The 20,811-nt window shown below is 74.0% G+C and carries 21 protein-coding genes; 8 read left to right on the top strand and 13 right to left on the bottom strand.

Annotation, left to right across the window (positions count from 1 at the left end; all coding sequences use genetic code 11):
* The first annotated feature begins 16 nt into the window (after nucleotides 1-16).
* From cydD to HGK68_RS04810, 3 genes are read left to right on the top strand one after another with little or no spacing between them, the layout of a single operon-like run.
* Nucleotides 17-1,816 (top strand): thiol reductant ABC exporter subunit CydD, encoded by a 1,800-nt coding sequence (gene cydD, locus HGK68_RS04820; protein WP_169164935.1) that lies wholly within the window; start codon nucleotides 17-19, stop codon nucleotides 1,814-1,816.
* Complete coding sequence (cydC, locus tag HGK68_RS04815; RefSeq protein ID WP_169164934.1) at nucleotides 1,813-3,585, top strand: thiol reductant ABC exporter subunit CydC; 1,773 nt, start codon at nucleotides 1,813-1,815, stop codon at nucleotides 3,583-3,585. The genes cydD and cydC overlap by 4 nt, the downstream gene beginning before the upstream one ends.
* A gap of 26 nt (nucleotides 3,586-3,611) precedes the next feature.
* Nucleotides 3,612-5,372, top strand: coding sequence for a GAF domain-containing sensor histidine kinase (locus HGK68_RS04810; RefSeq protein WP_169164933.1), 1,761 nt, complete (start codon nucleotides 3,612-3,614; stop codon nucleotides 5,370-5,372).
* 18 nt (nucleotides 5,373-5,390) lie between these two features.
* Here HGK68_RS04810 and HGK68_RS04805 read toward each other — a convergent pair whose 3' ends face one another.
* Nucleotides 5,391-6,020, bottom strand: a complete 630-nt coding sequence (locus tag HGK68_RS04805) for a response regulator (RefSeq protein WP_169166952.1) — start codon at nucleotides 6,018-6,020, stop codon at nucleotides 5,391-5,393.
* 137 nt (nucleotides 6,021-6,157) lie between these two features.
* Between HGK68_RS04805 and HGK68_RS04800 the strand changes: the two genes are divergently transcribed.
* Together HGK68_RS04800 and HGK68_RS04795 are read left to right on the top strand one after the other, a co-directional pair.
* Nucleotides 6,158-7,108: an NAD(P)-dependent oxidoreductase gene (locus HGK68_RS04800; protein WP_169164932.1), complete on the top strand. Its 951-nt coding sequence runs from the start codon at nucleotides 6,158-6,160 to the stop codon at nucleotides 7,106-7,108.
* A complete protein-coding gene (locus HGK68_RS04795; protein ID WP_206155805.1) occupies nucleotides 7,108-7,851 on the top strand; it encodes a YczE/YyaS/YitT family protein in 744 nt (247 codons plus the stop codon). The genes HGK68_RS04800 and HGK68_RS04795 overlap by 1 nt, the downstream gene beginning before the upstream one ends.
* On the opposite strand, the gene mutM is transcribed toward HGK68_RS04795, so the two are convergent.
* The 11 genes from mutM to HGK68_RS04740 form a co-directional block, all read right to left on the bottom strand.
* Nucleotides 7,805-8,695 (bottom strand): bifunctional DNA-formamidopyrimidine glycosylase/DNA-(apurinic or apyrimidinic site) lyase, encoded by an 891-nt coding sequence (gene mutM / locus HGK68_RS04790; protein ID WP_169164931.1) that lies wholly within the window; start codon nucleotides 8,693-8,695, stop codon nucleotides 7,805-7,807. The two genes, HGK68_RS04795 and mutM, sit on opposite strands and share 47 nt — an antisense overlap.
* Before the next feature lie 15 nt (nucleotides 8,696-8,710).
* A complete protein-coding gene (gene rnc, locus HGK68_RS04785) occupies nucleotides 8,711-9,409 on the bottom strand; it encodes a ribonuclease III (protein ID WP_169164930.1) in 699 nt (232 codons plus the stop codon).
* A 40-nt stretch (nucleotides 9,410-9,449) separates the two neighbouring features.
* Nucleotides 9,450-9,644 (bottom strand): 50S ribosomal protein L32, encoded by a 195-nt coding sequence (gene rpmF / locus HGK68_RS04780; protein ID WP_169164929.1) that lies wholly within the window; start codon nucleotides 9,642-9,644, stop codon nucleotides 9,450-9,452.
* Nucleotides 9,645-9,646: 2 nt separating this feature from the next.
* Complete coding sequence (locus HGK68_RS04775; RefSeq protein ID WP_169164928.1) at nucleotides 9,647-10,228, bottom strand: YceD family protein; 582 nt, start codon at nucleotides 10,226-10,228, stop codon at nucleotides 9,647-9,649.
* Between the two features lie 112 nt (nucleotides 10,229-10,340).
* Nucleotides 10,341-10,814 (bottom strand): hypothetical protein, encoded by a 474-nt coding sequence (locus HGK68_RS04770; protein WP_169164927.1) that lies wholly within the window; start codon nucleotides 10,812-10,814, stop codon nucleotides 10,341-10,343.
* On the bottom strand, nucleotides 10,811-11,299 hold the full coding sequence (gene coaD, locus HGK68_RS04765) for a pantetheine-phosphate adenylyltransferase (RefSeq protein ID WP_169164926.1): 489 nt from the start codon (nucleotides 11,297-11,299) through the stop codon (nucleotides 10,811-10,813). The genes HGK68_RS04770 and coaD overlap by 4 nt, the downstream gene beginning before the upstream one ends.
* 9 nt (nucleotides 11,300-11,308) lie before the next feature.
* Complete coding sequence (rsmD, locus tag HGK68_RS04760) at nucleotides 11,309-11,878, bottom strand: 16S rRNA (guanine(966)-N(2))-methyltransferase RsmD (protein WP_169164925.1); 570 nt, start codon at nucleotides 11,876-11,878, stop codon at nucleotides 11,309-11,311.
* Entirely contained in the window at nucleotides 11,875-13,482 is a 1,608-nt protein-coding gene (locus HGK68_RS04755) for a DUF6297 family protein (protein ID WP_246260587.1), read from the bottom strand. Before HGK68_RS04755 ends, rsmD begins: the two co-directional genes overlap by 4 nt.
* The gene (locus tag HGK68_RS04750; RefSeq protein ID WP_246260585.1) at nucleotides 13,479-14,171 is read right to left on the bottom strand and encodes an ABC transporter ATP-binding protein; all 693 of its coding nucleotides are present in this window, start codon (nucleotides 14,169-14,171) and stop codon (nucleotides 13,479-13,481) included. The genes HGK68_RS04755 and HGK68_RS04750 overlap by 4 nt, the downstream gene beginning before the upstream one ends.
* Nucleotides 14,172-14,213: 42 nt before the next feature.
* On the bottom strand, nucleotides 14,214-16,457 hold the full coding sequence (locus HGK68_RS04745; protein WP_169164923.1) for an ATP-dependent DNA helicase RecG: 2,244 nt from the start codon (nucleotides 16,455-16,457) through the stop codon (nucleotides 14,214-14,216).
* Complete coding sequence (locus tag HGK68_RS04740; protein WP_169164922.1) at nucleotides 16,454-17,668, bottom strand: DAK2 domain-containing protein; 1,215 nt, start codon at nucleotides 17,666-17,668, stop codon at nucleotides 16,454-16,456. Before HGK68_RS04740 ends, HGK68_RS04745 begins: the two co-directional genes overlap by 4 nt.
* Before the next feature lie 208 nt (nucleotides 17,669-17,876).
* Between HGK68_RS04740 and rpmB the strand changes: the two genes are divergently transcribed.
* Together rpmB and HGK68_RS04730 are read left to right on the top strand one after the other, a co-directional pair.
* Nucleotides 17,877-18,068: a 50S ribosomal protein L28 gene (gene rpmB / locus HGK68_RS04735; protein WP_169164921.1), complete on the top strand. Its 192-nt coding sequence runs from the start codon at nucleotides 17,877-17,879 to the stop codon at nucleotides 18,066-18,068.
* 158 nt (nucleotides 18,069-18,226) lie between these two features.
* Nucleotides 18,227-18,745 (top strand): GNAT family N-acetyltransferase, encoded by a 519-nt coding sequence (locus HGK68_RS04730; RefSeq protein WP_169164920.1) that lies wholly within the window; start codon nucleotides 18,227-18,229, stop codon nucleotides 18,743-18,745.
* Between the two features lie 367 nt (nucleotides 18,746-19,112).
* Here HGK68_RS04730 and HGK68_RS04725 read toward each other — a convergent pair whose 3' ends face one another.
* Nucleotides 19,113-20,087 (bottom strand): thiamine-phosphate kinase, encoded by a 975-nt coding sequence (locus tag HGK68_RS04725; RefSeq protein ID WP_246260703.1) that lies wholly within the window; start codon nucleotides 20,085-20,087, stop codon nucleotides 19,113-19,115.
* 174 nt (nucleotides 20,088-20,261) lie between these two features.
* Between HGK68_RS04725 and HGK68_RS04720 the strand changes: the two genes are divergently transcribed.
* Nucleotides 20,262-20,810, top strand: a complete 549-nt coding sequence (locus HGK68_RS04720; protein WP_169164918.1) for a DUF3515 family protein — start codon at nucleotides 20,262-20,264, stop codon at nucleotides 20,808-20,810.
* Nucleotide 20,811: the final 1 nt, after the last annotated feature.

The following is a 20,811-nucleotide window of genomic DNA, read 5'->3' as shown; positions in this document are numbered from 1 at the left end:
CGGAGACACTCACCCTGTGAAGCCGCTCGATCCTCGTCTGCTGCGTTACGCCCGGGCCGCCCGGGGCTATCTGGCCCTCACGGTCGCGCTCGGCATCCTGACCGCGGCGCTCGTCGTCGCCCAGGCGATCCTGCTCGCGCAGGTGCTCGCCGCGGCGGCGCACGACGGTGCCCCGCTGTCGGAGCTGCTGCCGAGGATCGGGTGGCTCACCGTCGTGATCGCCCTGCGCGCCCTGGCCACCGGGGTGCAGGAGCGGTACGCGCATCGTTCGGCGACCCGTGCCGTCGCCGAGCTGCGGGAACAGGTGGTGGCCCGGGCCGCCGTCCTGGGTCCGCGCTGGCTGGCCGAGGGCGCCGGTCCGCGGGTGGTCACGCTGTCCACCCGCGGACTGGACGCCCTGGACGCCTACTTCGTGAAGTATTTGCCGCAGCTGGTGCTGTCCGCCACCGTCACGCCGGCCACCCTGGTGGTGATCCTGCGGCTCGACTGGCTGAGCGCGGTGATCGCCGCGGGCACGCTGCCGCTGATCCCGATCTTCATGGTGCTGATCGGGCAGCTCACCCAGGGCCGTTCCGAGCGCGGACTGGTGGTGATGCAGCGCCTCGGCTCCCAGGTGCTCGACCTGATCGCCGGGATCGCCACGCTGCGCGCGTTCGGACGCGAGCGCGGCCCGGCGCGCCGGGTGCAGGCGCTGGGCGACGCCCACCGCAAGGCGACGATGGGCACGCTGCGGATCGCCTTCCTCTCCGGGATGGCGCTCGAACTGCTCACCACCCTGTCGGTCGCCCTGGTCGCTGTCAGCATCGGCCTGCGCCTGGTCTACGGGAACATGACCCTGGTCGACGGGCTGGCGGTGCTGATCCTGGCGCCCGAGGTGTACTGGCCGCTGCGGCAGGTCGGTGCCCAGTTCCATGCCTCCACCGACGGGGTGGCGGCGGCCGAGCAGGTCTTCGAGGTGCTGGAGACCCCCCTGCCGCCGACCGGCAGCCGTCCCGCCCCCGACCTGCGCTCGACCACGATCCGACTCACCGACGTCACGGTGCGCGCCCCCGGCCGGGACCAGCTCGCACCCGCGCATCTGGACCTGACGCTCGCCCCGGGCAGCACGGTGGCGGTCACCGGCCCCAGCGGTGGCGGGAAGTCGACCACCATCGAGGTGCTGCTCGGACTGCTGCGCCCCGACTCCGGGTCCGCCGAGCTGATCGACGCCGACGGCACCGTGCACCCGCTGGCCGAGATCGACCAGCGCGGTTACTGGTCCCAGATCGCCTGGCTGCCGCAGCGTCCCGTATTGGAGCCCGCGACCCTGGACCGCTTGGTCCGGGGCGACACGACCACCGACACCGCCGGCCGCGACCGGGCCGCCGCCCTGACCGGCCTGGACTCCGTGGTCGCCGGACTGCCGTACGGCTGGGACACGGACCTGGGTCGTGGCGGAGCCGGGCTGAGCGTCGGCCAACGCCAGCGCGTGGCCCTGACCCGGGCCCTGCTGTCCGACGCCCCGGTGGTGGTGCTCGACGAGCCGACCGCGCACCTGGATGCCGCCGGTGAGCGGGTGGTGTTGGACACCGTGCGCCGCCTGCGCGCCGAGGGCCGCACCGTGCTGCTGGTCGCCCACCGACCCTCGCTGATCGCGCTGGCGGACACCGTCGTGACCGTGCACGCCGAGACCGTCGCGCCCGGCTCACCCGCGCCGTCGGCCACCACCCCGTCGCCGACCTCGGCTGCGCCCGCCACCCCGTCGCCGACCTCGGCTGCGCCCGCCACCCCGTCGCCGACCTCGGCTGCGCCCGCCACCCCGGAGGAGCGGCGATGAGCGCCGGTCGCCGCACCGATCCGCTGTGGCGCGCCGTCGCCCTGCTGGACGTGGACCGTCGCCGGTTCGCGTTGTCCGCTCTGCTCGGCACGCTGGCCCTGGGCTGCGCCGTCGCCCTGGCGGCCGTGTCCGCGTGGCTGATCACCCGGGCGTCCCAGATGCCGCCGGTGCTCACCCTGTCGGTCGCCACCGTGGGGGTGCGGGCGTTCGGCATCGGCCGCGGCCTGTTCCGCTACCTGGACCGCCTGGTCTCGCACGATGTGGCGCTGCGCGGGATGACCACCCTGCGCACCACGCTCTACCAGCGGCTCGCCACCGGTCGACCGGAGGCCACCCTCGCGGTGCGCCGGGGGGACCTGCTGGCCCGGGTCGGTGCGGATGTGGACGCGGTGGGCGATGTGGTCGTGCGCGGGTTGCTCCCCGCCACCGTCGCGCTGGTGCTCGGGGTCGGCACGGTCGCCGCGATGGCGGCGTTCCTGCCGGTGTCGGCCGCGATCCTCGCGCTCTGCCTGGTGCTCGCCGGTGTGGTCGCCCCGTGGCTCGCCCAGCGGGCCGCCCGCGCCACCGAGGAGCGCGCCGCCGACGCCCGCTCCCGGATGGCCGCCACCGCGCTCGGGCTCCTGGACGATGCCGGGCCCCTGGCGGTCCAGGGCCGGACCTCGGACGAGCTCGACCGGCTGCGCGCCGCGGACGCCGATCTGGCCCACGCCACCGACGCCGGTGCCGGGCCCGCCGCTCTGGCCGCCGCTCTGGGCAACCTGGCGATCGGCATCGCGGTGCTCGGCGCCCTCCTGACCGGGATCCCCGCCCTCACCGCCGGACAGATCGCCCCGGTGGAGCTCGCGGTGCTGGTGCTGACCCCGCTGGCGGCCTTCGAGGCGACCAGCGTGCTGCCGGCCGCAGCGATCCAGGTGCACCGCTCCCGGACCGCCGCCGCCCGGCTGATGGCGCTGCTCGACGCCGCCGACGGTGCGCCGGAGCCGGTCGCCGACCAACAGCCCCTGCCGGTGGACGTCCCGGCGGGCGACGGTCCCACCCTCATCGCCCGTGACCTCGCCATCGGTTGGCCCGGCCGCGAGCCGCTGCTGACCGGGCTGGACCTGGACCTGCGACCGGGACGATCGGTGGCGGTGGTCGGTCCCTCCGGGATCGGCAAGACCACCTTGCTGCTCACCCTGGCCGGATTCCTCCCGGCACGGGGCGGCGACCTGCTGCTCGACGGGGTGCCGCTGAGCGCCACCGATGCCGGTGCCCGGCTGGCACGGCTGTCCCTGACCACCGAGGACGCCCACGTCTTCGAGACCACGGTGCTGGAGAACCTCCGGGTGGCCCGCGGGTCGGCCACCGAGGACGAGGCACGCGCGGCCCTCCGGACCGCCGGACTGGGCGACTGGCTCACCGGGCTGCCGGACGGGGTACAGACGGCACTGGGCTCGGACGCACGCACCGTCTCCGGCGGTGAACGACGGCGGCTGCTGCTGGCCCGGGCACTGCTGTCCCCGGCCCCGCTGCTGCTGATCGACGAACCCGCCGAGCACCTCGACCCCGGCACCGCCGACCGGCTGGTGGGCGACCTGCTGGGCCGGGCCACCGACGACCGGGGTGTCCTGGTGGTGACGCACCGGCTGGCGGCCCTGGCGGCGGCGGACGAGGTGCTGCTGCTGGACGGTGGCCGGGTCGCGGCACGCGGGACGCACCAGCAGCTGGTGGCCGACAATCCCCAGTACCGTGAGGCCCACGCCGCCGAGCTGATCCGCGCCGCCGGCTGACACACCAGACGAGGGCAGGACGACGCATGACCGAGAACCTGACCAGGCACCCCGGCCACGGCGTCACCACGACGATCCACCTCACCGACCCCGACGGTCGGCCCCGGGTCGAGGTGGTCTCCGGTGTCGACTCCGGCGACCACCTGAGCGACCTGCTGGACGCCGTGCTGTCGGTGGCATCGGACCTGGAGCTGCCCACCGTGCTGGAGCGGTTCGTCCGGGTGTCCGTGGAGCTGACCGGCGCCACCTACGGTGCGATCAACGTCCTCGACTCCCGCGGCGAGTCCACCACCTTCGTCCAGGCTGGCGTGCCCGCACAGCTCGCCGCGATGATGGGCCACCCGCCGCACGCCCGGGGTGTCCTGAGCCGGATCCCGGACACCGGCGTGCTGCGGCTGGCCGACCTGACCCAGCACCCGGCGTTCGAGGGCTGGCCGCGCGAGCACCCGCCGATGGGGTCGTTCCTCGGCGCAGCGGTCCGGGTCCGCGATCAGGTGTACGGCTACCTGTACCTGGCGGAGAAGTCCGGCGGGTTCACCGACCAGGACGAGACCACGGTGATCGCGCTGGCCGCCACCGCCGGTGTCGCGGTCGCCAATGCGCAGCTCTACTCCGAGGGCGCCCGCCGCGAGCACTGGCTGCGGGCCGGCCAGGAGATCACCACGATGCTGCTGTCCGGCGCCGACGAGGAGGAGGCGCTGGCGCACATCGCCGCCACCGCCCGGGAGGTCGCCGACGCCGATGCCGCCGCCCTGGCCCTGCCAGGAGTGGGCGACGAGCTGCTGATCGAACTGGCCGACGGGCACAACGCGCAGAGTCTGATCGGCGCCGTCCTCCCCCGGGACGGCAGCTCCTGGGCGGTGCTGACCGAGGGCTCCGGGATGCTGGTCGAGTCCATCTCGGCGTCCCGGCAGGTGAAGATCCCGGCGATGCGGGCCTTCGGGTCGGCGATCTTCGCGCCGTTGCAGACCTCGGGCCGCGGCGTCGGTGTGCTCATCCTGCTGCGCCGGGTCGGCGCGCCGGTGTTCGCGCCGCATGACCTGGCCACGGCCGAGTCCTTCGCCGCCCAGGCCGCCCTGGCGTTCGTGCTCGCCGAGGCCCGGCACGCGCAGGACGTCGCGGCGCTGCTGGACGAGCGGGAGCGGATCGCCCGCGATCTGCACGACCTGGCGATCCAGCAGCTGTTCGCCACCGGCATGCAGCTGGAGACGGTCCGTCGCCGCTCCGCCCGGGGAGTCGATCCCGCGGAGCTGACCAGCATCGTCGAGGAAGCGCTGGACAACGTCGACGCCTCGGTGCGACAGATCCGGCAGATCGTCTACGCGCTGCGCGACCCGGACGCCGCCACCGGCATCATCGAGCGGCTCCGGCGCGAGGCGTCCCTCGCCCGCACCGGCCTCGGTTTCGCCCCGTCCCTGATCGTGGAGATGGACGGTGAGACCGTCGCCGACAGCGACTACATCATCGCCGACCTGGTGGACGAGCGGATCGGCCCGGACAAGAGCGACGACGTGGTCGCCGTGGTGCGCGAGGGCCTGGCGAACGCCGCCCGGCACGCCCACGCGTCGTCGGTGTCGGTGAAGGTCTGCGTCACCGGCACCGGCCCCACCGGCACCGTCCGGGTGGAGGTCCGGGACGACGGGCTGGGACTGCCCGCGGTGCGGGACCGGCGCTCCGGCACCGGGAACCTGGCCACCCGGGCGCGGCAGCACGGCGGGACGTTCTCCCTCGGCGCCGCGCCGGAGGGGCCGGGCACGCTGCTGAGCTGGGAGGTCCCGCTGGGCTGACGCCCGGCGGGTGCGGGCTCAGTGCTGGCCGGTGTCCGCGCGCCAGCTGCTGTGCCGGCGGGCGGCGACCCAGGCGGCGACCTGGGTGCGACGCTGCAGGCCCATCTTCGACAGCAGCGAGGTGATGTGGTTCTTCACCGTCTTCTCGGCCACGCCCAGCTTCTCGGCGATCTCCCGGTTCGACATCCCGTCGCCGATCAGGTCCAGCACCTTGAGCTCGCTCGGCGTGAGGTTCTCGGTCGGGTCCTCGTGCCCGGCGCGGCGGCGGGTGACCGTGCGCTCGTCCAGCAGGGTGCGGCCGGCGGCGACGGCACGGATCACGTCGGTGATCTCCGCGCCGCGGACGCTCTTGAGCAGATAGGCGGCGGCCCCGGCCTCCAGCGCGGCGGCCAGCGCGTCGTCATCGTCGAAGGAGGTCAGCACGATCGCCCGGGCGTCGGGCAGCAGCGGCCGCACCTGGGTCATCAGGTCGATGCCGGTGCCGTCCGGCAACTGCAGGTCGACCAGCAGCACCTGGGGGTGCACCAGACCGGCCCGGCGCACGCCGTCGGCCACCGATCCCGCCTCGGCGACGACCTTCATGCCGTCGGCGCGCTCGACGACCTCGGCGATACCCCGTCGCACGACCTCGTGGTCGTCGACGATCATCACGGAGATCTCAGGGGTGTGGGCGGGCTCGGGGGTGGTGTTCGTGGCGGACACCCGGTCATCGTAGCCAACACCCGGGACCAAAGCCCGCACCGTCGCCGCTGGCGCCCGGGACCCGGCTGCGCCACTCTCCTGCCATGACGTTGGTGCTGCTCCCGGACACGATCGCGCTCGACCCGACCCTGCCGGACGGGGTGCGGGCGGCCCGCTACGACGTCCGCGAACCGATCCCCGCCGAGCTGCGCGACGCCGACGCCCTGGTGGTGTGGGGCAACCCCGCCGACCGGCTCGCCGAGGCCGCCCGGGACCTGACCCGGTTGCGCTGGGTGCAGTCGTTGGCGGCCGGACCGGATGCGGTGCTGGCCGCCGGGTTCGACCCGGCGGTGGTGGTCAGCTCCGGGCGCGGGCTGCACGACGGTCCGGTGGCCGAGCACACCCTCGCGCTGCTGCTCGCCCTGGCCCGCCGGTTGCCGGAGGCGATCCGTGCTCAGCAGCGGCGGGACTGGTCCAGCGAGATCGGCGGGCTGCAGCCGATCCCGGGCAGCGCCGGATCCGGCTTCGGGTCGCTCTCCGGCGCCCGGGTACTGATCTGGGGCTTCGGGTCGATCGCGGCACGGCTGGCTCCCGCGCTGACCCTGCTCGGGGCGCAGGTGGTGGGGATCGCCTCCACCGCCGGGCACCGGGCCGGCTACCCGGTCGTCACCCGCGAGGAGGCCCAGGAGCTGCTCCCCCGCACCGATGTGCTGATCGACATCCTGCCCGCGACCACCGCCACCCGACGGATCGTCGACGACACCGTGCTGCGCCGCCTGCCGGCCCACGCCGTGTTCGTCAACGTCGGGCGGGGCAGCACGGTGCACGAGGGCGCCCTGCTGCACGCCCTGCGGGAAGGACGACTGGCGGCGGCCGCCCTGGACGTCACCGCCACCGAGCCGCTGCCGTCGGACTCCCCGCTCTGGGACCTGCCGAACCTGCTGATCACGCCGCACGCCGCGGGTGGCCGACCGGTCGGCGCGGACACCCTGCTGTCCGACAACATCGCCGCCTTCCACCGCGGCGAGCCGTTGCGGAACACGGTCGAGCGCTGATGCCGGACACGGGCGGGCCGAGCCCCCGGCCCTCGGACACGGGCGGGCCGCGCGATCTCACGTCGCACGACCGGCCGCAGCGGCCCACCGGCGGCGATCTGGTCCGTCGGGCTGTCTGGGCGGTGCTCGGCATCGCGGTGCTGGCGGCAGGATCGGCGACCCTGCTCAGCGCCTCGGTCGGGGTGGACCCGTTCACCGCCGCCAACATCGGCGGCAGCTCCCGCCTCGGGATCGACCTCGGGCTCTACCAGCTCGTGGTGAACCTGCTGCTGTTCGTGCCGGTGCTGATCTGGGGTCGGCGCTACATCGGACTGGGCACCGTGCTGAACATGGTGCTCACCGGCTTCTTCGTCCAGTGGTTCAGCGCGCTGCTCGCTCCCCTGGTGCCCGCCGACCCGACCCGGCTGACCCAGGCGGGGCTGTTCGTCGTCGGCATCGTGCTGTTCACCGCCGGGGCGTCGGCCTACATGACCGCCGGGATCGGCACCGCCCCCTATGACGCGATCGCACCCATCGTGGTGGACCGGAGCCGGGTCCGGTACCGGGTGATCCGGGTGGCGCAGGACCTGATCTTCGTCGCGCTGGCGATCGTCCTGGGTGGACCGGTCGGGATCGGCACCGTGATGACGGCGTTCTTCGCCGGTCCGCTGATCGACTTCTTCACCCGGCGGGTCAACACCCCGCTGCTGCACCGGCTCAGCGGGGCTGGCACACCGGGCAGAAGTGACTCGACCGGTTCATGAACTTCTCCCGCACCACCGGCGCACCGCAACGCGGGCACGCCCGGCCACCCTGGCCGTACACCGCCAGCGACCGGTCGAAGTAGCCGCTGGCGCCGTTCACGTTCACGTACAGCGCGTCGAAGCTGGTGCCACCCTGGCGCAGCGCGGCGGTCATCACCTCGGCCACCCCGTCCAGTACCCGGTGCGCCTGCTCGACGCTCAACTCCGGCGTCGGGTGCTCGGGGTGGATCCGGGCCCGCCACAGACCCTCGTCGGCGTAGATGTTGCCCACCCCGGAGACCAGGGTCTGGTCGAGCAGGGCGCGCTTGACCACCGTGCGCTTGCGACGCAGGGCACGGGTGAGGGCGTCCCGGTCCAGGGCCGGGTCGAGCAGGTCACGGGCGATGTGCGCGGCGGGGGCGGGCACCAGGGCCGCGTCGGTGCCGGCACCGCCCGGGCGGCCGTCGGCGGTCGGTTCCAGGTCGACCACCGCGAGGTGGCCGAAGGTGCGCTGGTCGACGAAGTCCAGGGTGCCGCCGTCGTCCAGCAGCAGCCGCACCCGCAGGTGCCGGTGGTCGCCGCCCTCGCTCGGATCGGCCCGGACCAGCAGCTGTCCGCTCATCCCCAGGTGGGCCAGCAGGGCGTCGTCCGACTCCGGGTGGCCCAGCGGCAACCAGAGGAACTTGCCCCGTCGCGCGGCGGCGGTGAACTCCCGGCCGACCAGGCGACCGGTCAGGTCGGCGGCCCCACCCAGGTGTCGACGGACGCTGGCGGGTCGGCGCACCTCGACCCCCGCGACGCGACGGCCGATCACATGCCGGGCGAGGCCGTCGCGGACGGTCTCGACCTCGGGCAGTTCGGGCATGCTGAACCGCCTCGATCAGGTGGTGCTGGGGACCTGCTCGGACAGCGTGGTCCACGCCCGTTCGGCGGCCTGCTGTTCGGCGAGCTTCTTGGCGGAACCGGTGCCGGTGCCGCGGACCTGCTCGGCGACGATCACCTCGGCGGAGAACACCCGCGCGTGGTCGGGGCCGTCGCTGGTCACCTGGTAGGTCGGCGCACCGAGGCCCAGGTGGGCGGTGAGCTCCTGCAGGCTGGTCTTCCAGTCCAGCCCGGCACCCAGGTGCGAGGCGGCGGTCAGCGTGGGGCCGACCAGCCGCAGCACCAGCTCCCGGGAGGTCTCCAGCCCGTGCGCCAGGTACACCGCGCCGAACAGCGCCTCCAGGGTGTCGGAGAGGATCGAGTCCTTCTCCCGGCCGCCGGTGGCGATCTCACCCTTGCCGAGCAGCGTGTAGGCACCCAGATCCAGGCCGCGGGCCACCTGGGCCAGGGCGCGCTGGGACACCGAGGCGGCGCGCATCTTCGCCAGTTCGCCCTCGGACAGGTCCGGGAACCGGCGGTACAGCTCCTCGGTGACCACCAGTCCGAGGACGGTGTCGCCGAGGAACTCGAGCCGCTCGTTGGTGGGGATGCCACCCGCCTCGTGGGCGAAGGAGCGGTGCGTCAGGGACAACACGAGCAGCTCGGGGTCCAGGTGGATCCCGAGCTGGTCGGCAAGTTGTGCTGCGGTGGTGCTCATGCGGTGCTGACGACCGTGGATGACGGTCGACGACGGGCAATCAGCCCGCGTGCTCCGTCCGCATGGCGTCCGCGTACACCCGGCCCTTGTAGGTACCGCAGGTGGGGCAGGCCTGGTGGGGCCGGGTCACCGCGTTGCAACGGGGGCAGGTGCTCATCGTCGTGACAGTGGTCTTCCACTGCGACCGACGCGCACGGGTGTTGCTGCGCGACATCTTGCGCTTCGGAACAGCCACGGCTAGCTCTCTTTCTGGTCGTCAGACGTGCTCGGCAGGCCACTGAGCGCGGCCCATCGAGGGTCTAGGGTCTCATGCCCGTGGTTCGGGTCTTCAGCCAGGTGGGCCCCACAGATGGAGCACAACCCCGGGCAGTCGTCCCGACACAACGGCTGGAACGGTAGCGCAATCACCACCGCATCCCGCAATGCGGGCTCGACGTCGAGAAGTTCGCCGTCCAGCTCGCGCAGGTCCTCGTCCTCCTCGTCCCCGGCATCCGTGGCGGCCGCGGCGCGCTCGGGATACACGTAGAGCTCCTGGAGGGTGACGTCGACGTCCTCGACGACCTCATCCAGGCAGCGCACGCACTCCCCGACCGCCCGCGCCCGAGCGGAGCCGGACACGAACACCCCCTCCATCACGGCCTCGAGCTGCAGATCCAGCTCGACGTCCGTCCCGGTGGGGACACCGATCACCTCGGCGCCGAGATCCTCAGGAGCCGCCACCGTGCGCTGCACACGTCGCATCGATCCCGGACGTCGGCCGAGCTCGTGGGTGTCGAGCACGAACGGCGAACGGGGATCGAGGTGAGTCGCGCGCTCCACGGTCCACGGTCCTTACAGTGAGGGGTCTCGGTCCCGAATGCCTCGCAGCTGCGATCGGCAGGACCAGCGACCAAGCGTACGGCACCCGAGCCCGGTTACCGAATCGAGTGCGTCACACCCCGTCGTCGAGCCGCTGCGCCAGTTTCGCCCGGCCCGCCTGCACCTGGGCGAGCACCTTGCCGAGGTCGATCTCGAACTCGGCGAGCCGACGGTCGCAGTAGTCGTCGGCCTCCCGGCGCAGCTCCGCGGCCTTCGCCTGGGCGGCGGCGACGATCTCCGCCGCACGCTGCTCCGCCTGGGCCACCACCGACTGCTCGCCGACCAGTTCCTCCGCGCGGCGACGCGCCGCCGCCTCGATCCGCTCGCCCTCCTGGCGGGCGCGCTCCCGGGCGGCGTCGGCCTCGGCCAGCACCCGCTCGGCGTCCCCGATCTCGGCCGGCATGCTCTCCCGGGCCTGCTGCACCAGGGCGAGCAGTTCGGCGCGGGAGACCAGCACCGAGGAGGACATCGGCATCGGCCGCGCGGTGGTCAGCGCCTGTTCCAGGGCGTCCAGCACCCCGATCAGGCTGTCGGTGCGCTCACTCATCGGGTCTCTCCTGCCGTCAGTGCCGCGCGGACCGCGTCGGCGACCCCCGGCGGGACGAGGTCGTCGATCGGACCGCCATGCCGTGCCACGTCCTTGACCAGCGAGGACGCCACGTGTGCCAGCGCCGGGTCGCCCGGGACGAACACCGTCTCCACCCCGGACAGGTGTCGGTTCATCAGGGCCATCGGCAGCTCCGCGTCGAAGTCGGCACCGCCGCGGATGCCCTTGACCACCAGGTCGGCGCGCAGCTCGCGCAGGGTCTCGGCCAGCAGCCCGGAGGTGGCCTGCACCCGCACCCCGTCCAGATCGGCGACGGCGGCGCGGATCAGCTCGACCCGGGTCTCCACCGACAGCAGCGGGCGCTTGGCGGCGTTGTGCGCCACCAGGACGACGACCTGGTCGGCCACCGCACGGGCACGACGGAACACGTCCAGGTGCCCGAGGGTGACCGGGTCGTAGGAACCGGGGCAGACGGCGATGGTCACCCGACCAACCTACCGTCGGGGGTCGTCGGCCACCCGTTCGGCCAGGTGGACCACGGTCTCGCCGTAGGTCTTGGTGCCGAGGTCGGCCAGGCCGTCCGGCCAGGTCGGCGCGGTGCTGCGGGCGGAGCGCTCCACCACGACCACCGCGTCCTCGGCCAGGGCGGGCACCAGGGCGAGCAGGATCGCGTCCACCGTCGCGGCGGGCACGTCGTAGGGCGGGTCGAGCAGCACCAGGTCCCAGGGCTGGGTCACCGGGCGCGCGACGAACGCCTCGACGGTGTCCTTGACCACCTGCGCCCGGTCCCGCAGCCCGAGGTCGGCGACATTGCGGCGGCACACCTCCGCCGCCGCGCGGCCGAGCTCGACCAGGGTCACCGAGGCGGCACCCCGACTGATCGCCTCCAGCCCCAGGGCGCCGGACCCGGCATAGCCGTCCAGCACCCGGGCGTCCCGCAGCGCGTCCAGGTGGTCGAGCCGGGAGAACAGCGCCTCCCGCACCCGTTCCGAGGTCGGTCGGGTGCCCGCCGGGGGCACGGCCAGGGTCCGGCCGCCGAGCGTCCCCGCCACGATCCTGGTCACCGGGCCTTCTTCTCCAGCTGCTCCTGGCTGTCCATCATCCGCTCCATCAACGACTTGGTGTTCGTGCTGGCACCGACGGTCCAGGCGATCAGCGAGAACACCAGCTGCACCGCGAGCACCGGCAGCAGCACCTTGCCCAGGGCCACGCTGATGATCACCGGGATCAGACCGAGCACCGCGACATCCGGCCCCCGGGCCAGCACCGCCAGCACCCCACCGGGCAGCGCGCCGGCCGGGGTCGACACCAGCGGACCCTGCCAGTTGGGCGCCGGACGGAAGGCCGAGCGCAGGGCCGCGCCGGCCCATACCGGCGTGGAGGCGACACCGAGGGCGATCCAGCTCCACACGTCGCCGTGCCAGAGGCCGACCGCGCTGAAGGCCACCACGGACCAGAGCAGCATCGCCACCGCCGGGACCAGCAGTCGGGTGCGCCGGGTGGCCTGCGCGGACATCGGCAGGAGCCGGTCCAGGATCGGGGCCATCTCCGCCCGGCGCGCACCCTCGGCGGTCGCCAGCATGCCGATGTACCCGCTGACCAGCACCGCGAGGCCCACACCCAGCGCGCCCGCGAGGCGAGGGGTGACCACCACCAGCACCGGGACCAGGGCGGAGACCACCAGCTGCACCAGGTGCCGGGGCGAGCGGATCAACACCATCAGGTCCGCGACCATGATCGCGCTCTTCGGGCCCCGCACCAGCCGCAGCCGCAGCGACCGGCGCCGCCGCTGCCGGGCCGACGCCTCGGAGAGGGCGCGGCCGAGCTCCCGGGAGTCCAGCGAGACCACGGCACCGGCTGCCTGCGAGGCGACCGACCCGCTCTCGCGCAGGTGGCGGCCGCGGATCCGGCCGAGCCGGCGGTCCTGCCACCAGCCCAGGGCGATCACCGCGAGCGCGTACACCACCAGGGTCCACACCGGCAGGTCGGGCAGCGCCGACAGCCGCCAGTCGGTGAAGGCGGCGATCAGCGCCATGATCGGGGCCAGCGCGATCACCAGGTCACCGATCAGCGCCACGGTCCGGCGCGGGAACTGCACGGTCTGCGCCAGCCCGGCCAGCAGCACGACGGCGGCGCAGGTCAGGGCAGCGAGCGCCCCGATCCGGAACACGTGCCCGATCCCGTGGTCGGCCAGCAACCCGCCGTCCAGCAGGGCGAGCACCAGCCCACCGGCCAGCGCCGCGAGCACCGGGATGCGCAGCGAGGCGGGCCGCAGCAGGCCGCGACGGTCCACCGGCAGCCCCAGCCACCAGGTCGCTTCGGCCCCCTCGGCACCGACCGGACCGAGTCGTCCGGCCAGGGAGAGCACCGCACCGAGCAGTGCCACCGCCCCGACCGCGACCACGGTGGGCAGGCTGATCCCGTCGCCGAGCGAGGCGTCGTCCTGCGGCGGCAGCGATGCCCGCAGCTGACCGGAGACACCGAGCGCGACCCCGAGGCCGATCGCCAGCATGATCGCGGCGTAGTAGGCGTCGTTCAGCACCGAGCCGAGGCTGGCACCGGCCTTGGTCTTGGCGACCGCGGCGGTGAACCGGCGGATCGACCGGGCGCCGGGCACAGCACCGATGCCGTCCCCGGGGGCGATCACCGGGGAGTCGATCGTGCTCACAGCACACCCGGCCGCAGGGCCTCCGCGGCGTCGTCGGGGCTGAGCAGCCGGCACACGTCGTCGGCGATCAGCACGGCCCGGTCGGCGCAGGCGCGCAGCAGATCCGGGTCGTGGGTGGCCAGCAGCACCGAGCCGCCCGCCTGCTTCTCCGCGACCAGGCGGTCGGCCAGCCGGTCGCGCATCGCCACGTCCAGGCGCTGCTCCGGCTCGTCCAGCACCAGCAGCGAGCGCGGGCGGACCAGTCCGGCGGCCAACAGCAGTCGGCGGCGCTGCCCCGAGGACAGCGCGACCGGCAGCGAGTCCGCGTGCTCGGCCAGACCGAACTCGTCCAGCAGTTCCCCGACCACCTCGTCCGCGCCGGACACCCCGTGGCCCCGCGCCGTCAGGTACAGGTGCTCGGCGACGGTGAGCGCCGGGAAGTAGGCGTCGTCGTCCAACACGCTGGACACCCGGGTGCGGAAGCCGATCTCGCGCTCGTCGACGTCCCGGCCGAGCACCTGCAGGCTGCCGCCGGCGGGTTCGATCAGGCCGAGCACCGCGCGGAGCACGGTGGACTTGCCGGAGCCGTTGGCGCCGACCAGGGCGAGCACCCGGCCGGGCGGCAGGACGAAGGACACCGGTGCGCAGACCGGCTCACCGCCGTATCCGACCAGCAGATCGACGGCGCGGATGACAGACGGCTTCGACACGGGGGTCAGCCTACGCAGGTGCTCCCCCTGTCCCGGCATGCCCTAGGTCCGGTCCAGGTACTCCTCGCGTTCGCCGTCCAGCAGCAGGTCGATCGCCGTGCGCAGATCCGGGTGCCGGTCCAGGTCGGGATCGTCCCGCACCACCGACCGCGCCTCGATCCGGGCCTCCTCGATCACGTCGGCGTCCCGGGTCACCCGCAGCAGGCGCAGGGAGGTGGCGCCACCGGACTGGGCGGCACCGAGCACATCACCCTCCCGGCGCAGTTCCAGGTCGACCGCGGCCAGCTGGAAGCCGTCCCGGGTCTCGGCCAGCGAGCGCAGCCGGGTGTCGGCCGGGCTGCCCGGGAACGCGTCGGCGACCAAGAGGCAGACGCCCGGACGGGTCCCCCGGCCGATCCGGCCGCGCAGCTGGTGCAGCTGGGACACCCCGAACCTGTCGGCATCCAGCACCACCATCACGGTGGCGTCCGGCACATCGACCCCGACCTCCACCACGGTGGTGGACACCAGCACCGGCACGGTGCCGTCGGCGAAGTCGGCCAGCGCCCGCTCCTTCTCCTCCGGCGTCATCCGGCCGTGCAGCACCCCGACCGGCAGCCCGCCGAGCTCCGGCGACGCCGCCAGCTGCTCGGCGACCTCCATCACCGCGCGCAGGGGACGTTTGGCCGGGCCCTCGTCCGGGACCAGTTCCGCACCGTCAGCACCGTCGGCACCGTCCTTGGCGTCCGGGTCGATCCGGGCGCAGACGACGTAGGCCCGCCCGCCCTTGTCGACCTCCTCGCGCACGCGCTGCCAGGTGCGCTGCATCCAACGGTCGTTCCCGGCCGGGACCACGTGCGTGACGACCTCGGCGCGACCGGCGGGCACCTGGTCCAGGATCGAGGTCTCCAGATCCCCGAAGACGGTCATCGCCACCGTGCGCGGGATCGGCGTCGCCGTCATCACCAGCAGGTGCGGGGTGGTGCGGGCCTTGGCGCGCAGCAGGTCGCGTTGCTCCACCCCGAAGCGGTGCTGCTCGTCCACCACCACCAGGCCGAGGTCGGCGAACTGCACGTGCTCGGAGAGCAGGGCGTGGGTGCCGACCACGATCCCGGCAGCGCCGGAGGCGGCCTCGGCCAGCGCCTGTCGGCGGACGGCGGTCGACTGCGAACCCGTCAACAGGGTGACCCGGGTGGCGTCGTCCGCGCCGCCGAGCATCCCGGCCTCGGCCAACTCACCGAGCATCCGACGCAGGGTGCGCTCGTGCTGGGCCGCCAACACCTCGGTCGGGGCCAGCAACGCCGCCTGTCCCCCGGCGTCGACCACCTGCAACATGGCCCGCAACGCCACCACGGTCTTGCCGGAGCCGACCTCGCCCTGCAACAGCCGCTGCATCGGGCGCTCCCCGGCCAACTCGGCCGACAGCTCGGCACCCACCCGCAGCTGCCCCTCGGTGAGGGTGAAGGGCAGCCGCTCGTCGAAGGCGGCACGGATCCCGCCGTCCCGCGGCGGTCGGGCCACCGCACCCTCGCGGGCGATTCGGGACCGGCGGCGGGCGAGTTCGGCCTGCAGCACGAAGGCTTCCTCGAACTTCAGGCGCTCCTGGGCGCTGCGGATCTCCTCGTCGTTCTCCGGCTGGTGCAGCCTGCGCAGGGCGCCGAGGAGTTCGGGCAGCTTCCGGCGGGTCAGCAGCTCGGCGGGCAGCGGGTCGGGGACGTCGGCCGGGGTGAGCAGGGGGAAGATCGCGCCGACCGCCTTCTGGATCTGCTCGGTCGGCACCTGGGCGCTGGCCGGGTACAGCGGGATCGGGCGCTTGGCCTCCTCCACCGCCGCCGCCTCGTCCTCCACGTCGATGCCGAACAGCCGGTACGACGGGTGGGCGAGCTGCGGTCGGCCGTTCAACTTGTCGGTGCCGACCTCACCGGAGAACAGCCCCTCGACCCCCGGCTTCAACCGGCCCTCGTGGAAGCGCAGCGCCCCCTTGTGCTTGGCGAAGAACACCAGCCCCAGCGTGCTGCGGCCGTCGGTGATCTCCACATTCATCATCGCGCCGCCGGTGCGGGTGGTGCGGACGGTCGCCTGCGCCACCCGAGCCATCACGGTGGCGTGCTCCTTCGGGGTCAACGACGCCAGGTCGGTCATCTCCCCGAGCCGGGCGTAGCGACGTGGGTAGTGCCGCAGCAGCTCACCGACCGTGTGCAGGTCGAGTTTGGCCAGGCGCGCGCCCGTGGTCGCCCCCAGCACGGTGCCGATCTGCTGACCCAGCAGAGGGCCCGGCCGGACGACGGCGTCCTCCAGGCCGGTCATGCCTCCGTCCCACCGGTCAACGAGCGCAGCACCGCCAGCACCCGGTCGTCGTCGTCCGCCTCCGCGATCAGCGTGCCGCCGGCCGGCATCGCGGCGCAGGCGTCCGCCCACGCCCCGGGAAGCACGGCGATCAGGTCGGCGGACAGTGCGTCGTCGCGATGGGCGCCCCCGGTCCCGGCATCCCCGACCGCACGTTCCAGTGCCGTTCGCCAGACCGGCGGCGGCGCGGCGTCGGCGACCAGCACCACCGCACCCGCCCGTGCCAGCTCGGCGACCCGCTCCGGCGTCCCGGTGATCGCCACGGCCGGGACCGTGACACCGCTGAGCGCCTGCACCGTGACCAGCACCGGGGTGTCGCCCGCCACCGAGCGCAGCACGGCGAGGGCGGCGGCCGGGTCCTCGGCATGGACGTGGGACTGCCGCAGTCGGCCGGCGCCCTCCCCGGGCTCCGAGACCACCGCGACCGCCTCACCCACCGTGGCGAGAGCGGCACGCAGGGCGTCGTCGTCCCCGGCGGGCAGCACCGCCATCACCTCGAAGCCGGTCTCGTCCCGATCGGGCAGGGCGACGGCGGGTGAGGCGGGCAGCCACGACAGGTCCACCCCGCTCGGCGGCGACTGCTCGTCGGTGGCCGCCGCCCAGGCGATCAGCACGACCAGGAGCGCGCAGGCACCGGCGTCCAGCACCCGGGCGTCCCGCAGCACCGGGTGTCGCTCGCTGATCGCGTCCACGGCGGCCAGCCCGGCGTCGATGGCAGCGGCCAGCACCGCACGATCGCTCCCGCCCCGCTCCGTCCGGTCGGCGGCACGTGCCACCTCCGCCGCCAGGTCGAGCACCGTGCCCGGCTGCGGGTCCAGCACCGCCGACCGGGCCGAGTCGGCGGCGGCGGACAGCGCACCCGCCAGCCCCGCGTCGGCTCCCCGGACCAGCCCGGCCAACCAGTGGCTGAGGATGATCCCCGAGTTGCCGCGCGCTGCCAGCAGCGCACCCCGAGCGGCCGCGCCGAGCACGGTGGAGGTCTCGGCGGCCGGGTCCAGCGCCGCGAGCTCGGCGGTGGCGCCGCGCAGGGTGAGCAGACAGTTGGTGCCGGTGTCCTGGTCGGCGACCGGGAACACGTTCACCGCGTCGATCCGCGGTCTGGCCTGGGCCAGCGCGTCCACCGCGCACACCAGCCACCGGTGCACCACTTGTCCGTCCAGCACGCGAGCCACGGGGCTACTGTGCCAAACCCGCGCGGGTTTGAGACCTGAGCCGCCGGTGAGCTAGTCTGTCCCGGTTGCCCGAGCGTATTCGTTGATGCGTCGCGCTCGAGCACGGTGGCAGCTCCGCCCCGGCCTTCGGCCAGCGGTGCGGACCGCCCCATCCGACCAGCATGCGTCGACCCGTCACGACGCATCATTCGAATTTCAGGAGAAGACCGTGGCTGCCAACTGCGACGTCTGCGCCAAGGGCCCGTCCTTCGGGCACAGCATCTCGCACTCGCACATCCGCACCAAGCGCCGCTGGAACCCGAACATCCAGCGCGTGCGCGTGGTGGTCGCCGGTACCGCCAAGCGGATGAACGTGTGCACCTCGTGCCTCAAGGCCGGCAAGGTGCAGCGCGCCATCTGACGCAACGCTTCGCGAAGGCCCGCCCGGATTCCCGGTGCGGGCCTTCGTGCTGTCCTGGGCCGTGTGATGCGCTCCCGGGCTTCGTGCTGTTCATGCCCGTGTGATTCGTTCCTGCCCGGGTCTTCGCGCTGTCCGACCCCTGTGGCACGCTGGTGCGCATGTCGACCGAGCGCGCCGAACACACCGTCCGTCCCGCAGCAGTGACGGATGCCGACGCCATCGCCGGGGTGCACGTCCGCTCCTGGCAGACCGCGTACCGGGGCATGCTGCCCGACGACTACCTGGACGCCCTGGACCCCGACACCCGAGCCGAGTGGTGGCGCAACCAGCTGCGGCACCCGGACCGGGGTACCACCTGGGTCGCCAGCATCGACGACGCGGTGGTCGGGTTCCTGAGCCTCGGCCCGTCCCTCGACGAGGACGCCAACCCCCGCACGCTGCAGATCTACTCGGTGTACCTGGAGCCGGAGCTGATCGGCAGCGGGGTCGCGCGCGACCTGATGCGCACGGCACTGGCCGAGGTGCCCCCGCGCACGGTGGTCACCCTGTGGACCGCGGCGCAGAACGAGCGCAGCCGGCACTTCTACCGTCGGCACGGCTTCAGCCCGGACGGCACCGAGCGCACGGAGGAGATCGGCGGCACCGAGCTGCCCGAGGTGCGCTACCGCCGCGGCTGAGCCGCCGCGACCCCGCCCACTCCGCCGCGCCCCGCCAGCCCCGCAGCGACCCGGCGGCCCCGCCGCGCCCCGGCCACCCGACGCCCGCGCGCCCGCGTCGCCCGCCACACCCCGCGACGCCCGCGACGAGTTCGGCAGTCCGCGCCCCAAGTCGGCAGTCCACGCCCCAAGTCGGCAGTCCGCGCCCGAAGTCGGCAGTCCCCGCCCGAAGTCGGCAGTCCACGCCCGAAGTCGGCAGTCCACGCCCGAGTTCGGCAGTTCGCCGCACCGGAACTGGCCCGAAGTGCCGACCTCGACAACGGGCCAGCACCACCCACTGCCGGGCGATCGCCCTGTGGTGACCGGTCGGATCGGGCCCGCCGTGCGGTCAGCCGCCGAAGTGGTCCCATCCGGGGCTGAGGGCGCCCGGGGCACGGCCGTCGACCAGCACCCCCGGGGCCGATTCCGCCGAGCGCACGCGGCCGATCACCCGGAACCCCGCGGGCACCGGCGTGGACTCCGGGAAAGTCGCCAGCAGTCCGTGGTCCTCGCCCCCGGTCAGCACCCACCCCACCGGGTCGATCCCGAGTCGATGGGCGGCGCCGGCCACCGCTGCCAGGTCGTCCGTCAACACCTGCTCCGGCCGCCCCAGGTCCAGCACCACCCCGGAGGCCCGGGCGATCCGTCCGGCGTCCCGCAGCAGCCCGTCCGACACGTCCAGCATCGCGGTGGCCCCCGCGTCGGCGGCTCGCGGTCCGGCGTCGAGCGGTGGTCGGGGGGCGCGGAAGACCTCGATCAGCTCGTCGTCCGCCTCGGTCAGCGCTCCGTCGCTCAACAGCGCCCAGCCCGCCGCGGACCTGCCGACCGTTCCCGCCAGCGCGACCACGTCACCGGGTCGCGCCCCGGAACGGAGCACCGGTGCCCGACCCGCCAGGTCGCCGTGCACGGTCACCGCGACCACCACCGCGTCGCCACCGGACAGGTCACCGCCCACCACCCCCGCGCCCACCGGGCCGCACAGGTCGGCGAGCCCCTGCGCGAGGTCGGTCACCCAGGACACCGGCAGCTCACCTGGCAGGACCAGGGAGACCACCATCGCGGTCGGCCGGGCGCCCATCGCCGCGATGTCGGCCAGGTTCTGCGCGGCGGCCCGGCGACCCACCGCACGACCGTCGGACCAGTCGAGCCGGAAGTGTCGGTCCTGCACCAGCACGTCGGTGGACACCACGAATCTGCCGTCCGGTGCCGCGATCACCGCCGCGTCGTCCCCGGGGCCGAGCAGCGTGCTGTCCCCCGCGGGCAGGATCGGGAAGATCCGGGCCAGCAACCGCTCCTCGCCCAGGTCGGCGACGGTTGGGGGGATCTCCGCAGCGCCCGGCGACGGGTCGGGCCGGGTCGGGCTGGACCCGCCCTCACCCAACGACGAGCCGGGCCGGGTCGGGCTGGAAGCGCCCTCAGCCGGTGACAGGTCGGGTCGGGTCGGGGGTGTGGCGTCGTTCACCCTGGTCACGGTAGTCGGTGCGGTTAGCCTGGCCCGATGAGCCCGCGTCATCTCCTCGCACTCGGAGGCGTCCTCGTCCTGGCCGGTTGTTCCTCCGCCGTCGGGGTGCAGGCGGCCCCGCACGCTCAGGACCCGGAGTGCGCGAGCGTGATCCTGGCGCTGCCCGAGTCGCTCGGCGACGGGCTGGAGCGGGTGGACACCACCAGCCAGGCCACCGCCGCCTGGGGTACGGCGAACGATGCCGTGGTGCTGCGCTGCGGGGTGGAGCCGCCCGGGCCGACCACCGAACAGTGCGTCACCCTGGAGACCGCCTCGGGGGCGACGGTCGACTGGCTGGTGCGGGCCGACTCCGCGCCCGCCGATGCGGCGACCTCCGACCCGGCGACCTCCGGCGCGAGCCCCGCTCCGATGGCCGACCCGGCAGTGAACCCCGGCGGCTCGGACTGGACGTTCCTGACCTACGGCCGCGACCCGGCGATCGAGGTCACGGTCCCGGCGGCGGTGGTCGCGGATCGATCGACGTCGTTCCTGGACGCGCTGGTCCCCGCGGTGTTGAAGGTGGTCGCCGACCGGTCCTGCGTCTGAC

The sequence above is a fragment of the Cellulomonas taurus genome, assembly GCF_012931845.1.
Taxonomy (GTDB): Bacteria; Actinomycetota; Actinomycetes; order Actinomycetales; family Cellulomonadaceae; genus Cellulomonas; species Cellulomonas taurus.
This window is presented reverse-complemented; position numbering and strand designations above follow the sequence as displayed.